Below are 14,568 nucleotides of genomic sequence, written 5' to 3' on the forward strand. Positions count from 1 at the left end.
GGCACCAAGGTTACTGATCCGGTCCGACAGCACACGACGCCTCGGCCCGAACCGGGGCGGTCGCGACAGCGCCCGACCCCGCCACCGGCCGGGCCAGCGCCCAGACGACCAGAGCGCAGAGCGTGTAGGCCGCACCGAGACCGCAGGAGGCGGACCAGCCCCAGGTGCCGTACGCCCAGGTGGTCGTTACCGCTCCCAGTGCGGAGCCCAGGGAATAGCAGGCCATGTAGCCGCCGATGACGACGCCGGTCCGATCCGGCCGCGCCGCGGTCAGCAGGTGCTGGTTGCCGACATGGACGACCTGCACGGCGAAGTCGAGCACGACCACACCGACGACGAGCGGCCACAGCGTCGCCTCCGTACGGGCGATGAGCAGCCAGGAGGCGGCCAGCAGCACCAGCGCCCCTCCGGTGATCGCCGGCGCGTGACCGGAATCGGCCCACCGGCCCGCGCGGGCGGCGCCGAGCGCACCGGCCAGTCCGGCCAGCCCGAACAGACCGATCTGCGTGGTGCCGAGGTGCCAGGGCGCCGCGCCCAGCGGCAGCGCCAGTCCGCTCCACAGGGTGCCGAAGGAGGCGAAGAGGAACAGTGCGATGAGCCCCCGGCTCAGGAACAGCCGATCGGTGCGGGCGAGCCGTCCCAACGAGGCCAGCACCTGCCCGTAGCGCGCCGCGAGAGCGGGGCGATCGGCGTCGAGGGTGGCGCGGACGACGATCGCCAGCGTCGCGCACAGGACGGCGAGCACCGCGTAGACGGCCCGCCAGCCGACGGTGTCGCCCAGCGCGCCCGCGAGGACGCGGACGCCGAGGATGCCGATCACCACGCCCGAGGTGACCGCCCCGATGGTGCGGCCGCGCTCGTCCGGCGCGGAGACCGCCGCGGCGTACGCGACGGTCACCTGCACCACCACCGCGAACAGACCCGCGAACGCCAGCCCCGCCAATGCGACGACGCCGGTCGGGGCGACGGCCACGACGGCGGTCCCGATCGCAGTGAGCAGCAGCTGACCGGTGATGAGCCGACGACGATTCATCATGTCGCCGAGCGGAACCAGCAGGACGAGACCGGCGAAGTAGCCGATCTGCCCGGCCGCGACCAGCGCACCCACCGACTCGTGCGACATGCCGAGGTCGGCGCCCGCCGACTCCAGCACCGGCTGTATCGCGTAGACGGTGGATACGGCCACCGCGCATACCAGTGCCAGGACGAAACGTCGCTCCCTCGTCACTCCTCCTACGGCCACCACGCCTCCTCGATTAGTAGCAATTTGAAACCGTTCGAGCATAGGTATCATTGGTTTCACATTGCAACCGATTGGGAGGGTTCATGACCGCGACGCCGCGTTCCGACCACCGCTGGACCGATCCCACCTGCCCCGTCGCCCGCACCGTCGACCTGGTGGGTGATCGGTGGAGTCTGCTCATCGTGCGCGACGCCATGGACGGCGCCGCGACCTTCACCGAATTCCAGCGACGCCTCGGCATCGCCCGCAACATCCTCACCGACCGCCTGCGCAGACTGGTCGACCACGGCGTTCTCACCACGAGCACCGCGCCGGGCGGCAAGCGGCACAGCTATGCGCTCACCCCCGCCGGACAGGATCTGTTCACCCTCGTGGTGGCGCTGCGGCAGTGGGGCGAGCGGCACGCCTTCGACACCGGGGAAGCCCGCTCGACACTGGTGGACCTCGACGGTGGGGCGATCGCGCCGCTGCGGGCGGAGAACGCGGCGGGCGTCCCGGTGTCCGCGGCGACCACCCGGGTGCGCAAGGTGGGTGAGCGCGCCGAGTGAGCGCGGCGCGCCGAGTGACGCATCCGCCGTGGCTCCCACTCCGAAGTACCGACCGACGTCAGTATGGGGTGGGAGTTCCAGAGCACCACCGGTCGATTCGAGGGAGTTTCACCATGATGAACCGTCTTCGCCCGCACCGCCGGACGCTGTCCATCGGCTCCGCGGTCCTGCTCACCGCCGCGGGACTGGCCGCCATGGCCGCGCCCGCCTCGGCCGCGGGCGTGGGATGCCGGATCGACCGGCCGAGTATCGACAGCGTCACCTTCACCTGCCCGGACGACGTCTGGTACGTGGGCATCGTGCGCTGCCTCGGTTCCCGCGCCGTCGGCCACGGACAGCAGGCACCCACCTTCATCGTCAGCGATTCCGCCCGCCCGTTCGCCCCCATGACCCTCACCTGCAACGGCGAATCCAAGCGCGGCATCGCCCTCGACGCCTGGACCGACGGCGTCTGACCGCCGCACGCTGCCCCGGCGACAGACGCTCGCCCGTCCACGCCCGTCGTGGCCACGCCGAATCAGCCGATGGCCGGAGCGGGTGCGCCGCCGCGGTCGGCGATCCGAAAGGACGACGGCACCGGCTGTGGCCGCCCGACGTCGACGGCCGCGCCACCGGCCTAACGCACAGCCGCGGCGAGTGCGGGCGCGAGGTCGCCGCGCTCCCCCACCTCGATCGTGTCGAGTTCGAGCCAGTCGGCCATCTCGCGCAGTGATTTGGCGAGTTCGGCCGCGATGCGCGCGGTGTCGCGGCCGGGTTCGGTGAAGGCGCCGGGGGCCAGGAGGCGGCCGGTGGCGCGCTCGGCGCGCAGGTCGACGCGGCCGACGAGTTCGCCGTCCAGGAGGAAGGGGAAGACGTAGTAGCCGTGTACGCGCTTGTGGGCCGGGGTGTAGATCTCGATGCGGTAGTGGAAGTCGAAGAGGCGTTCGGTGCGGGGGCGGAAGAAGATGAGCGGGTCGAAGGGGCACAGCAGGGCCGCGCCGGTGACGCGGCGCGGGGTGCGGGCGGTGTGGTGCAGGTAGGCCGGTTTGTCCCACCCCGCGACCGTGACCTGTTCGAGTTCGCCCGCGTCGAGGAGATCGGCGATGGCGGGTTCGGTCTGGCGACGGGTGAGGCGGTAGTAGTCGCGTAGGTCGGTTTCGGTGCCGATGCCGTGTGCGGCGGCGGCCCGGCGCACGAGTTCGCGCACCGCGTCGGCCTCGTCGATCCGCCGCGCGAGCACATCGGCGGGGAGGACGCGTTCGGTGAGATCGTAGTAGCGCTGGAAGCCGACGCGCTTGTCCACCGACACCTCGCCGGCGGCGAACAGCGCCTCGCAGACCACCTTGGTGTCGCTGTAGTTCCAGCCCCAATGATCCTTGGCCCGTGGACGATCCAGCTCCAGATGCTTCTCCACCTCACCGGCCGTGCACGCCCCGAATTCGCGCAGAACCCCGAGCACGTCGTCGGCCAGGGTCGGATTGCGTGCGAACACCTGCTGCGCCCCGCCCCAGCGGCCGCTGCGGTACTGCTCCATCCGCCACCGCAGGAGCGTCCAGTCCTCGACCGGCAGCAGCGCGGCCTCGTGCGCCCAGTACTCGACCAGCCGCCGCGGCCTGCGGGCGGAGTGGCTCCACGCCGTCGCGTCCAACAGGTCCCGGTCGTAGCCGCCGATCCGGCTGAACACCGGGGTGTAGTGGGCGCGCACGGCCGCCGACACCGAATCCAGTTGCAGCAGTCGCGTGTGCTCCAGGGCGCGCAGCACGGTACGGCGGGTGGGCGCGCCGGTGGGCCGGGTGGCGGCGAAACCCTGTGCGGCGAGGGCGATGCGGCGGGCGGTGGCGACGGTCATGGGCACAGATCGCCACCTTGCCACGCCCCACCGACATCTTCGCTCCGGCAATCCCTACCCGCATCCCTATCACCGGGGCTAACCTGGTTCGATACAGTCGTGTATCGAACTTCTACGACCGAGGACAGGGCATGATCGAGAATCCGGATGTGATCGTGGTCGGCGCCGGGCTGGCCGGCCTCGTGGCCACCTACGAGCTGGTCCAGGCGGGCCGCCGGGTGCTGGTGCTGGACCAGGAGAACCGAGCCAATCTGGGCGGACAGGCGTTCTGGTCGCTGGGCGGACTGTTCCTGGTGGACACCCCCGAGCAGCGACGGCTCGGGGTCAAGGATTCACTCGAACTGGCCTGGCAGGACTGGCAGGGCGCGGCCGGATTCGACCGCGAGGACGAGGACCACTGGGCCCGGCAGTGGGCGCGCGCCTACGTCGAGTTCGCGGCCACCGAGAAACGCCAGTACCTGCACGACCTCGGCCTGCGGGTGACGCCGCTGGTGGGTTGGGCCGAACGCGGCGGCGCGACCGCCGACGGCCACGGCAATTCGGTGCCGCGCTTCCATCTCACCTGGGGCACCGGCCCCGAAGTGGTGCGTGTCTTCGCCGAACCGGTGCTGGCGGCCGAGCGCCGCGGCCAGGTGGGATTCGCCTTCCGGCACCGGGTGGACGACCTCGTGGTGAGCGACGACGCCGTCACCGGCGTGCGCGGCAGCCTGCTCGCCCCGAGCGATGCCGAGCGCGGCGTGGCCTCGTCACGAGAGGTGGTGGGCGAGTTCGAGTTCCACGCCAAGGCGGTGGTCGTCACCTCCGGCGGCATCGGCCACAATCACGAACTGATCCGCCGCAACTGGCCCACCGATCGGCTCGGGCCCTGCCCGGAGCACATGATCTCCGGCGTCCCGGCGCATGTGGACGGTCGCATGCTGGCCATCGCCGAGGCCGCGGGCGGCCGCATCGTGAACCGGGATCGCATGTGGCACTACACCGAGGGCATCCACAACTGGGATCCGGTCTGGCCCGATCACGCCATCCGCATCATCCCCGGCCCCTCCTCGCTGTGGTTCGACGCCACCGGAAAGCGGCTGCCCGCACCGTGTTTCCCCGGTTTCGACACCAATGCCACCATGAAGGAGATCCTGTCCACCGGCTACGACTACTCCTGGTTCATCCTCACCCAGTCGATCATCGAGAAGGAGTTCGCGCTCTCCGGCTCCGAGCAGAACCCCGACATCACCGGCAAGGATCTCAAACTCACCCTCAAAAGCCGGGTCGCCAAGGGCGCACCGGGGCCGGTGGAAGCGTTCAAACGACACGGCGCGGACTTCGTCGTCGCCGACACCCTGGCCGAACTCGTGCAGGGTATGAACAAGATCGCCCGGGGACCGCAGCTCGATCTCGCCGACCTGGAACGCCAGATCGTCGCCCGCGACCGGGATATCGAGCACAAGTTCAGCAAGGACGCCCAGCTGATGGCGATCGGCAATGCGCGGCGCTACCTCGGCGACAAACTGGGTCGAGTGGCGACCCCGCACCGCATCCTCGATCCCGCGCACGGCCCGCTCATCGCGGTGCGGTTGAACATCCTCACCCGAAAGACGTTGGGCGGCTTGCAGACCAATCTCGACTCACAGGTCGTTCGCCCGGACGGCACCCCGTTCCCCGGGCTGTACGCGGCCGGTGAGGTGGCGGGCTTCGGAGGCGGCGGCGTGCACGGATACAACGCCCTGGAGGGCACCTTCCTCGGCGGCTGCATCTTCTCGGGCCGCGCCGCCGGGCGGGCACTGGCCCGCACCCTGTCCTGATCGTCGCGGCCGATGCCCCGAATCGGCCGCCGCACAGCCGATCGAGCGACGGCGCGACCCGATCACGGTTGGGCGCGCCGTCCGGCGCACCGGGGTCGACTCAGGATGTGGCGGCGAACCAGGCGTAGACGTCGCGCCGCAGCAGCAGCGCGAGTACGACGCCCGAGGCCATGATGCCGGCGAGCACGATGAACGGCCCCACCCCCGTGGGCAATTCGGTCGAGAACAGCGTGAACACCCCCAGGAAGGTCTGCAGGCTCGATACCGCCAGCGCACCGATCCAGACCCAGCGCGAGCGAATGCCGAACAGCACCGCCATCGCCCCGGTCAGCCAGGCGGCGAAGAAGTGCCCGCCGCTGCCGAGTACCGAGAGCACGCCGTCGGGAATGGCGAGCAGGCAGTGCAGCACGGCGAAACCGGCCGTGGCCCAGGCCGCGTAGCGGGCCTCACGCACCTTCGCGGGCACCTCGGCGCGCAATGCGTCGCCGATCTCGGAACGATCACGGAGCGCGATCCCCAGTGCGCCGGAGACACGTTCGAAAAACGCTGCGGGAGTACCCTTGTCCGCATCGGTCGAATCGGCTTCCACCTCATCGACGACAGCCGAATGCGCAGTCACAGCTACTCCTCATCGAGCATCCATCCATTGCGCGCCCCCTGCGAACGCGCAATCCGACGCTAACCAACCGTTTCGATATCCGACAATCGCGGCGGCCAAGTTATGACCATGGCCACAGCCCGCCCCCACTGTGTCCCAGCACACAGCACGGCCGCGCACGATTATCGTGCGCGGCCGCGAAAAGCACTGGTCCCGAGCTGTTTTCGCCCGGCCTGCCGTAAATCGGCGAGATTACTTGTCGTCCAGCGGAATCGGTGGCAGCACCGGATATTCACCGGTGTAACCGGCCCGCTCCGCGGCGATGGCCAGCACCCGCTTGCGAGCGACGAGCCAGCCGACGGCGAGCGCCGGGACGATGATGGCGAGACTGGCGACGGTCCAGGTGCCGACCGGGTAGTCGAAGGCCATGAGCACCAGCACACCGACCAGGAAGGCCAGGGTGAGGATGCCGGTCCAGGGCGCGCCGATCATCCGGAACGCCGGGCGCTCGGCGCGCCCCTCCTGCGACCAGCGGTACAGCTTCAGCTGACACAGCACGATGGTGGCCCACGAGGCCAGAATTCCCAGCGACGCCACATTCAGCACGATTTCGAATGCCTGCGACGGCACGACGTAATTCAGCCAGATGCCGAACAGCGCGATACAACTGGTGAGCAGAATACCGCCGTAGGGCACACCGCTGCGGGACATGCGCGCGGTGAAAGTCGGCGCACTGCCGTTCATGGCCATGGAACGCAGAATGCGCCCGGTCGAATAGAGTCCGGCATTGAGCGAGGACAGCGCGGCGGTGAGCACCACGAAATTCATGATCGAACCCATGTGCGCCACACCGAGTTTGCCGAAGAACGTGACGAACGGACTCTCGCCCGCCTGGTAGGCGGTATACGGCAGCAGCAGGGCCAGCAGAATCACCGAACCGCAGTAGAACACCGCGATGCGCATGATGACCGAATTGATCGCGCGCGGCATGATCTTGGCCGGATTCTCGGTCTCACCGGCGGCGATGCCCACCATTTCCACGGCGGCGTAGGCGAATACGACGCCGGAGGTGACCGTGATGAGCGGCAGCACGCCGGTCGGGAACCAGCCGCCCGCGGCATCGACCATGCCGAACCCGGTGGGCTGGCCGTCGACCTCGAAGCGACCCGCGAAGAAGATGGTGCCCACCACCAGGAAGCTGACCAGGGCGGCCACCTTGATCATGGCGGCCCAGAACTCCATCTCGCCGAACCACTTCACCGACACCAGATTGATGCCCAGCACGATGAGCAGCGCGCCCAGCGCCAGCACCCACTGCGCGACGGGCTGGAACGGTCCCCAGTAGTGCAGATAGGTCGCGATGGCGGTGGTGTCGACGATGCCGGTCATGGACCAGTTCAGGAAATACATCCACCCGGCGACGAAAGCCGCCTTCTCGCCGAAGAATTCCCGCGCGTAGGAGACGAAGGAGCCCGACGACGGTCGGTGCAGCACCAGTTCGCCGAGCGCCCGCAGAATGAAGAAGACGAAAATGCCGCAGATCAGGTAGACCAGGAACAGCGACGGTCCGGCGCTGTGCAGGCGACCGCCCGCGCCGAGGAACAGGCCGGTGCCGATGGCGCCGCCGATGGCGATCATCTGCAACTGCCGCGGCTTGAGGCTCTTGTGATAGCCGGAGTCCTCCGCCGTGAGGTTGGTGGCCTGTGTCCGGATCTCGGTCATACGCCGGTTAACCCTCCGCAATCGTGTAGTGAGGCGTTGTGACGATACCTTGCCATTTACCGATAACCACATCGCTGTCTCGACCGGGGCGGATGATGGTTTCCAGCGGCATTTCGACGGTTCGCCACCTACCTGTCTTACAGGTTGCTTCGAGGACGCTCAACTTTGGCCTCCCCGACAGGGCACGCTTATTCGCCATCCGCCGCGAAAGCCCCGTCCACCGCGTCGCCCGGCGTTAGAGTCCGATCATGAGGCGTACGCGGAACTGGAGCGGCGCGGCCGCCGCCCTGTTGCTCCTGCTCGGATTGGTCACGGCCTGTACGACCGGCCCGGAGAACGAGGCCGACGGCACCTGCGTGACGGGTGCCAACGGCACCCCGCTGACCGCCCGCGCCGCACCCGGCACGACCACCACGAATCTGAGCACCAATCCCGAGATCGCCTCCGGCTATCGCACCGGGATGACGCCGGTGCGCACGGCGACGTTCTCCGTCTCCACCGCCAATCCGCTCGCCACCGACGCGGCCTGCCGGGTGCTGCGTGACGGCGGCACCGCGGCCGATGCCCTGATCGCGGCACAGACCGTGCTGGGGCTGGTGGAACCGCAGGCGTCGGGGATCGGCGGCGGGGCGTTCCTGCTCTACTACGACGCCGCCACCGGGGCCGTGGACGCCTACGACGGGCGTGAGACCGCGCCCGCCGCGGCCACCGAGAACTATCTGCGCTGGATCAGCGACACCGATCGCACCGAACCGCAGCCGTCCACCCGCGCCAGCGGACGTTCCATCGGCACCCCGGGCGTGCTGCGCATGCTGGAGCTCGCCCATCGCGAGCACGGCAAACAGTCGTGGCGGGAGCTGTTCGATCCCGCCATCGCCCTGGCCGATCAGGGCTTCGCCATCAGCCCCCGGTTGGCGGGCCAGATCGCGGAGTCGGCGGACGATCTGGCCCGCGACGAGAATGCCCGCGCGTACTTCCTGCAGCCCGACGGCAGCCCCAAACCCGCGGGCACCAACCTCACCAATCCCGCGATGTCCAAGACGCTCAACGCGATTGCCGCCGATGGCGCGGAAGCGTTCTACACCGGTGCCATCGCCGCCGATATCGTCGACGCGGTGGCCTCGACCGACGGTGGCCGCACCCCGGGTTTGATGTCGCTGGCGGATCTGGCCGGATATCAGCCGAAGAAGCGCACCGTCCTGTGCGCGCCCTATCGCGAGCACATCGTGTGCGGTTTCCCCAATCCGTCCTCGGGCGGCATCACCGTGGCCGCCACCCTGGGCATCCTGTCGAATTTCGACCTGCCCGCCCTGCGGCCCGACCAGCTCGACGGCGGGGATGCCGCGCTCGACGGCGGCAAGCCGAAAGCCGAAGCGGTGCACCTGATCTCCGAGGCCGAACGACTCGCCTACGCCGACCGGAACAAGTACATCGCGGATTCGGATTTCGTGCCGCTGCCCGGCAATACCCCGCAGACCCTGGTGAATCCGGACTACCTGCGGCAGCGGGCCGGTCTCATCGATCCGGGCCGCAGCATGGGCACCGCGCAGCCCGGCGATTTCGGGCCGGTCCCGCTCGGCACCGGCCCCCAGCCGCCCGAGCACGGCACCAGTCACATCTCCGTCATCGACAGCTACGGCAATGCCGCGTCCATGACCACCACGGTCGAATCCGCTTTCGGCTCTTTCCATCTCGTCGACGGCTTCATCCTCAACAACCAGCTCACCGACTTCGCCGCCGACCCGCTCGGCGAGGACGGTCTCCCGGTGGCCAACGGCATCGACGCCGGGAAGCGCCCCCGCAGCTCCATGGCCCCCACCCTGGTCTTCGACCGCGCCGCCGACGGCGAGCGCGGGCGGCTCACCCACGTCACCGGCTCCCCCGGCGGCTCCCTCATCATCCAGTTCGTGGTGAAAACCCTGGTGGCCATGCTGGATTGGGGCCTGGATCCGCAGCAGGCCGTCTCGGCGGTCGATTTCGGCGCGGGCAACACCCCCACCACCAATGTCGGCGGCGAGCATCCGGCCGTCGACGCCGACGCCGACGGCGACAACGATCCGCTCGTCCAACGCCTGCGCGAACTCGGCCACACCGTCTCGGTGGCACCGCAGACCAGCGGCCTGTCCGCGCTGACCCGCGACGGCGACGGCTGGATCGGCGGCGCCGACCCCCGCCGCGAGGGCGCGGTCATGGGCGACAACCGCTGACCCGGGCGCGGCACACCGGTCACGCCGTCACCCGCGCTCGGGCGTAATCGATGGCGGCCGTGGTGGTGTCGAAGATCCGTTCACCGGCGGGCAGCGCCCCCACCGCCGCCAGCCGACGCCGGTGATCGGGGCGCAGCCCCGACAGCAGTACGGTGATGCCGCGGTGCTCGAGCTTCCCGACGGCATCGGCGAGCACCAGCGCGCCGGTGCTGTCCAGCGAGGTCAGATGCGCCATCCGGAGCACCACCACCTGGACGTCGGCGACCTCGGCCAGCTCCAGTAGGAAGCGGTGCGCGGTCGCGAAGAACAGCGGCCCCTCCAGGCGGTAGGCGACGATGTGGTCGTGCAGCAGCGCGTGCTCCTCCGCGAGATGGTCGGAGTCGTCCAGCGGCACCTGCGACAGCCGGGCCTCGCGGGCGATCGACCGCAGTGCCAGTATCGCGGCGATGCCGACGCCGACCGCCACGGCGGTGATCAGATCGAGTGCGACCGTCACCGCGAAGGTGGCCGCCATGATGACCGCGTCGCCGCGCGAGGCGCGGGCGATGGCGGCCAGCGAGGCGGTCTCCACCATGCGCACGGTGGTGGCCAGCAGCACTCCGGCCAAGGCCGCCACCGGAATTCGCGCCACCAGCGGCGCGGCGGCGTACACGATGCCCGCCAGGATGAGCGCGTGGGTGAGCGCGGCCAGCCGGGTCCGCGCCCCGGAGCGCACGTTCACCGCCGTCCGGGCGATGGCCCCGGTGGCCGGGACGCCGCCGAACAGCGGGGCCGCGATATTGGCGAGCCCCTGCCCGAGCAGTTCGCGATCCGGATCGTGCCGGGTGCCGACCGCCATGGCGTCGGCGGCGGTCGCCGACAGCAGCGATTCCAGCGCCGCGAGCGCGGCGACCGCCAAGGCGGGCGCGAGCAGTGCGCCGAGCCGGTCCGGATCGACGAATTCGAGCGTGGGAGCGGGCAATCCAGTGGGCAGCGCACCGATGCGGACGATGTCCAGGTGCGTCCACTCGGCCACCAGCGTCGCCGCGCCGACCGCGGCCAGAGCGAACGGCAGCTTGGGCAGATACCGGCCGCCCAGCAGGATCACCGCCGCGACCACCACCGCCGTCACCGGCGCGGCCGCCACCGGATGCGCGGCGAACGCGCGCACCGCCGCGACGGCGACCTGCCACACCCGCTCACCGTCGAGTTCGCCGACGCCGAATGCGGCGGGCACCTGCTGCAATGCGATCACCACCGCGATTCCGGCGGTGAAGCCCTCGATCACCGGTGCCGGGACGAAGCGCACCGCCCGCCCCACCCCGGCCGCGGCCATGGCGACCAACAGCAGGCCCGCCAGCAGGCCGACCATGAGGACGCCCGACGCGCCGTGCTGGTGCGCGATGGGCACCAGCACGACGGTCATGGCCCCGGTGGGACCCGATACCTGGAAGCGGGAGCCGCCGAATACCGCGGCGAGTGCGCCCGCGATGACCGCGGTGGCCAGCCCCGCCGCCGCGCCGAGTCCGGAGCTGATCCCGAACCCCAGCGCCAACGGCAATGCCACCAGCGCGACGATCAATCCCGCCAGCAGGTCCGCACCGGGAGCTTTCACGGCCGGAGCCCAATCCGATCGGACCGGGAGCAGCGACCGCACGGTCAGTTCACCGTGGCGTCGTCGCCGCGATAATCGGCCAGGCGCAGCTTCAGCGCCGCGAGTTGTTCACGCAACGGCTCGGGCAGCCGGTTGCCGCCGATGGTCGCGTACCACTCGTCGATCAGCCGTAGCTCGGCCACCCACTCCCGCTTGTCGACGGCCAGCGCGGCGGGCACCCGGTCGCGGTGCACCGCGTCGAGGCCGTCCAGGTTCAGCACCTCGGCGGCGGGCACGTAGCCGATGGGCGTGGTCACCGCCTCGGCGGTGCCGTCGAGACGTTCCAGCGCCCACTGCAACACCCGCACGTTGTCGCCGAACCCCGGCCAGAGGAAAGCTCCTTCGTCGCTGCGCCGGAACCAGTTGACCTGGAAGATCTTCGGCAGCCGCGCCCCGTCCCGCTGCGCCAGCGACAGCCAGTGCGCGAAGTAGTCACCCACGTGGTAGCCGAGGAACGGCAGCATGGCCATGGGGTCGCGGCGCACCACGCCGATGGCGCCGGTGGCCGCCGCGGTGGTCTCCGACGACAGCACCGAGGCGAGGAAGACCCCGTGCGTCCAGTCGAACGATTCGGTCACCAGCGGCACGGTGCTCGCGCGCCGCCCGCCGAAGAAGATGGCCGAGATGGGCACCCCCGCCGGATCGTCCCACTCGGGTGCCACCGTGGGGCACTGTTCGATCGGCGTGCAGTAGCGCGAATTGGGATGGGCCGCCGGGGTTTCGCTCTCCGGGGTCCAGTCCCGCCCGCGCCAGTCGACGAGATGGGCGGGCGGCTCGTCGGTCATGCCCTCCCACCACACCTCCCCGTCGTCGGTGCGTGCCACATTGGTGAAGATGGTGTTGCCGCGCGCGATGGTGGCCATGGCGTTGGGATTGGTGCGCGCGCCGGTTCCCGGTGCGACGCCGAAGAATCCGGCCTCGGGATTCACCGCGTACAGCCGGCCGTCGGCCCCGAACCGCAGCCACGCGATGTCGTCGCCGACGGTTTCGGCCCGCCAGCCCGGCAGCGCGGGTTCCAGCATGGCGAGGTTGGTCTTGCCGCAGGAGGACGGGAAGGCCGCCGCGATGTAGTGCGTCTTCCCCTGCGGCGAGGTGAGTTTGAGGATGAGCATGTGTTCGGCGAGCCAGCCCTCGTCGCGACCCAGGACCGAGGCGATGCGCAGCGCGAAGCATTTCTTGCCCAGCAGGGCGTTGCCGCCGTAGCCGGAGCCGTAGCTCCAGATGGTGCGCGTCTCCGGGAAGTGCGCGATGTATTTGGTCCGGTCGCACGGCCACGGCACATCCGGCTCCCCGGCGGCCAGCGGAGCACCGACCGAGTGCAGACATCTCACGAAGTCCCGGGTGTCGGTGAGCCGCTCCCAGACCGGCGTGCCGGAGCGGGTCATGATGCGCATGGAGACCGCGACGTAGGCCGAATCGGTGATCTGCACACCGTATTTCGGCTCGGCGGCGTCGAGCGGCCCCATGCAGAAGGCGATCACGTACAGGGTCCGCCCGGCCATCGCGCCCCGGTAGTGCTCGGTCATGACGGTGCGCATATCCACCGGGTCCATCCAGTTGTTGGTGGGACCGGCATCGGATTCGCGCTCGGAGCAGATGAAGGTGCGATCCTCCACGCGGGCGACGTCCTCGGGGTCGGAGGCGCACCAGAAGGAGTTGGGGGTAGCCGACAGCGGTACGAAGGTGCCGCGCCGCACCAGTTCGGCGGTGAGCCGATCCCATTCCGCCGCGGAGCCGTCACACCAGACCACGTGATCGGGCGCGGTGAGCGCGACGACCTCGCCCACCCAGTCGAGGATGCCGCGGTGCGTGGTCGGCGCGGCCGACACGAAGGCGGGTAGGACGGTCAACGGGATCTCCTTCGAATGTGACTAGGTAAGTAGTTGCGAAACTATGCAACCAATGGATACGGGAGTGCGCATCGGGACGACCGGGACAGCGACTAGGCGGGTGGCTCGAGCAGTTCGGCTTGACCCGCCACCACACCGGTCAGGATGGCCCTGGCGGTGGCGAGGAGTTGGGCGACCTCGGGCGAGGTCAGGGAGTAGGTGACCGACAGGCCCTCACGTCGGGCGGTGACCAGACCGGCCCGGCGCAGGATCGACAACTGCTGGGAGAGGTTGGCGGGTTCCACCCCGACCTCGGGCAGCATTTCGGAGACCGCGTGTTCACGCTCGCTGAGCAGTTCGAGCACGCGGATGCGCACGGGGTGTCCGAGCGTTTTGAAGAAGTCCGCCTTCATCTGGTACAGCGGCCTTTTCAGTCCTGGCACTTCCGAACCAATCCTTCCGCTGGTGGCGGTATCGGCGCGGACGACCGACCTACTGCTTGCAGAGTTTAGCAAACAGCTGAAGCAGCGGATCAGGCGGGCGGCGCGGCCGAGTACTTCGCCCCCAGCTCCCGGAAGCGATCCATGGCCGCGACCGCGCGCTCGCCGTCATTGGCGCGGATGGCGAGAATCGGCACGTAGTCGTCGTCGACCAGCTCCAGGCGCGGCCACGCCTTCTTGTCCGGGAACGACACCCCGCGAATGTCCTGCCACCGGAATTCGCTGTCGCCCACGATATTGCGCACCACCACTCCGCGCGCTCCGACGCGCAGCCGGGGCCGGGTCAGCAGCAGCACACCGCCGCCGAGCAGCAGCCCGATGGCCACGACGGCGACCTGGTCCACCACCCGGAAGTTCACGCCGGTGGAGCCGTTGCGCAGGAAGACGCCCGCGACGCCGAATACGACGACCAGGACGGCCGCCACGATCCGCGCGTTGCGGGTCGACCGGCGGGGCCGCACCTCGAGATCCCACTCGAAGTCGGCAGCGGCGGGGGCGGCGATGTCGGAAGTGGTGGGCACGGGTGCCGACTCCTCGGAACTCGTCTCGGATCGCGGTGACGCGGAGCCGGATTCGGATGGGGCTGCACCGGGGTCGAGCGCGGAACCACCGGCCACCGCCTCGGTGTCGCGTCGCGACGCGGCCGCCGGTTCGCCTGTCGCGG

General features: G+C 69.8%; 12 protein-coding genes. 4 read left to right on the plus strand and 8 right to left on the minus strand.

Features of this window, described 5'->3' with window-relative positions; genetic code table 11:
* Positions 1-10: 10 nt before the first annotated feature.
* Entirely contained in the window at positions 11-1,228 is a 1,218-nt protein-coding gene (locus tag ON31_RS17605; RefSeq protein WP_051037405.1) for an MFS transporter, read from the minus strand.
* Between the two features lie 98 nt (positions 1,229-1,326).
* On the opposite strand from ON31_RS17605, the gene ON31_RS17610 reads away from it, so the two are divergent.
* Complete coding sequence (locus ON31_RS17610) at positions 1,327-1,791, plus strand: winged helix-turn-helix transcriptional regulator (protein ID WP_039814954.1); 465 nt, start codon at positions 1,327-1,329, stop codon at positions 1,789-1,791.
* A gap of 113 nt (positions 1,792-1,904) precedes the next feature.
* On the plus strand, positions 1,905-2,246 hold the full coding sequence (locus ON31_RS17615; protein WP_039814955.1) for a hypothetical protein: 342 nt from the start codon (positions 1,905-1,907) through the stop codon (positions 2,244-2,246).
* Between the two features lie 161 nt (positions 2,247-2,407).
* Here the strand turns inward: ON31_RS17615 and ON31_RS17620 are convergent, their stop codons facing one another.
* Entirely contained in the window at positions 2,408-3,619 is a 1,212-nt protein-coding gene (locus ON31_RS17620; RefSeq protein ID WP_039814957.1) for a winged helix-turn-helix domain-containing protein, read from the minus strand.
* Positions 3,620-3,750: 131 nt separating this feature from the next.
* On the opposite strand from ON31_RS17620, the gene ON31_RS17625 reads away from it, so the two are divergent.
* Positions 3,751-5,415, plus strand: a complete 1,665-nt coding sequence (locus ON31_RS17625; RefSeq protein ID WP_039814958.1) for an FAD-binding dehydrogenase — start codon at positions 3,751-3,753, stop codon at positions 5,413-5,415.
* Between the two features lie 100 nt (positions 5,416-5,515).
* On the opposite strand, the gene ON31_RS17630 is transcribed toward ON31_RS17625, so the two are convergent.
* Together ON31_RS17630 and ON31_RS17635 are read right to left on the minus strand one after the other, a co-directional pair.
* On the minus strand, positions 5,516-6,034 hold the full coding sequence (locus ON31_RS17630) for a hypothetical protein (RefSeq protein ID WP_029924486.1): 519 nt from the start codon (positions 6,032-6,034) through the stop codon (positions 5,516-5,518).
* A gap of 231 nt (positions 6,035-6,265) precedes the next feature.
* The gene (locus tag ON31_RS17635; RefSeq protein ID WP_039814960.1) at positions 6,266-7,735 is read right to left on the minus strand and encodes an amino acid permease; all 1,470 of its coding nucleotides are present in this window, start codon (positions 7,733-7,735) and stop codon (positions 6,266-6,268) included.
* 248 nt (positions 7,736-7,983) lie between these two features.
* Between ON31_RS17635 and ON31_RS17640 the strand changes: the two genes are divergently transcribed.
* The gene (locus tag ON31_RS17640; protein ID WP_039814961.1) at positions 7,984-9,942 is read left to right on the plus strand and encodes a gamma-glutamyltransferase family protein; all 1,959 of its coding nucleotides are present in this window, start codon (positions 7,984-7,986) and stop codon (positions 9,940-9,942) included.
* 19 nt (positions 9,943-9,961) lie between these two features.
* On the opposite strand, the gene ON31_RS17645 is transcribed toward ON31_RS17640, so the two are convergent.
* The 4 genes from ON31_RS17645 to ON31_RS17660 all read right to left on the minus strand — a co-directional run bounded on the left by ON31_RS17645 (position 9,962) and on the right by ON31_RS17660 (position 14,425).
* The gene (locus ON31_RS17645) at positions 9,962-11,584 is read right to left on the minus strand and encodes a SulP family inorganic anion transporter (protein WP_228810406.1); all 1,623 of its coding nucleotides are present in this window, start codon (positions 11,582-11,584) and stop codon (positions 9,962-9,964) included.
* Entirely contained in the window at positions 11,581-13,425 is a 1,845-nt protein-coding gene (locus ON31_RS17650) for a phosphoenolpyruvate carboxykinase (GTP) (protein ID WP_039814962.1), read from the minus strand. The genes ON31_RS17645 and ON31_RS17650 overlap by 4 nt, the downstream gene beginning before the upstream one ends.
* A gap of 92 nt (positions 13,426-13,517) precedes the next feature.
* A complete protein-coding gene (locus ON31_RS17655) occupies positions 13,518-13,817 on the minus strand; it encodes an ArsR/SmtB family transcription factor (protein ID WP_029924481.1) in 300 nt (99 codons plus the stop codon).
* 119 nt (positions 13,818-13,936) lie between these two features.
* Positions 13,937-14,425 carry a PH domain-containing protein gene (locus ON31_RS17660; protein WP_255222149.1) on the minus strand — a complete coding sequence of 163 codons (489 nt, stop codon included), beginning with the start codon at positions 14,423-14,425 and terminating at the stop codon, positions 13,937-13,939.
* Positions 14,426-14,568: the final 143 nt, after the last annotated feature.

The sequence above is a fragment of the Nocardia otitidiscaviarum NBRC 14405 genome, from assembly GCF_000308635.1.
Lineage (GTDB): Bacteria > Actinomycetota > Actinomycetes > Mycobacteriales > Mycobacteriaceae > Nocardia > Nocardia otitidiscaviarum.

What these genes read in the sequence shown, in the direction of transcription:
- ON31_RS17635 (WP_039814960.1), bottom strand. Translation starts at nt 7,735, where the DNA reads ATGACCGAGATCCGGACACAGGCCACCAACCTCACGGCGGAGGACTCC.
- ON31_RS17625 (WP_039814958.1), top strand. Translation starts at nt 3,751, where the DNA reads ATGATCGAGAATCCGGATGTGATCGTGGTCGGCGCCGGGCTGGCCGGC.
- ON31_RS17640 (WP_039814961.1), top strand. Translation starts at nt 7,984, where the DNA reads ATGAGGCGTACGCGGAACTGGAGCGGCGCGGCCGCCGCCCTGTTGCTC.
- ON31_RS17655 (WP_029924481.1), bottom strand. Translation starts at nt 13,817, where the DNA reads ATGAAGGCGGACTTCTTCAAAACGCTCGGACACCCCGTGCGCATCCGC.
- ON31_RS17620 (WP_039814957.1), bottom strand. Translation starts at nt 3,619, where the DNA reads ATGACCGTCGCCACCGCCCGCCGCATCGCCCTCGCCGCACAGGGTTTC.
- ON31_RS17615 (WP_039814955.1), top strand. Translation starts at nt 1,905, where the DNA reads ATGATGAACCGTCTTCGCCCGCACCGCCGGACGCTGTCCATCGGCTCC.
- ON31_RS17610 (WP_039814954.1), top strand. Translation starts at nt 1,327, where the DNA reads ATGACCGCGACGCCGCGTTCCGACCACCGCTGGACCGATCCCACCTGC.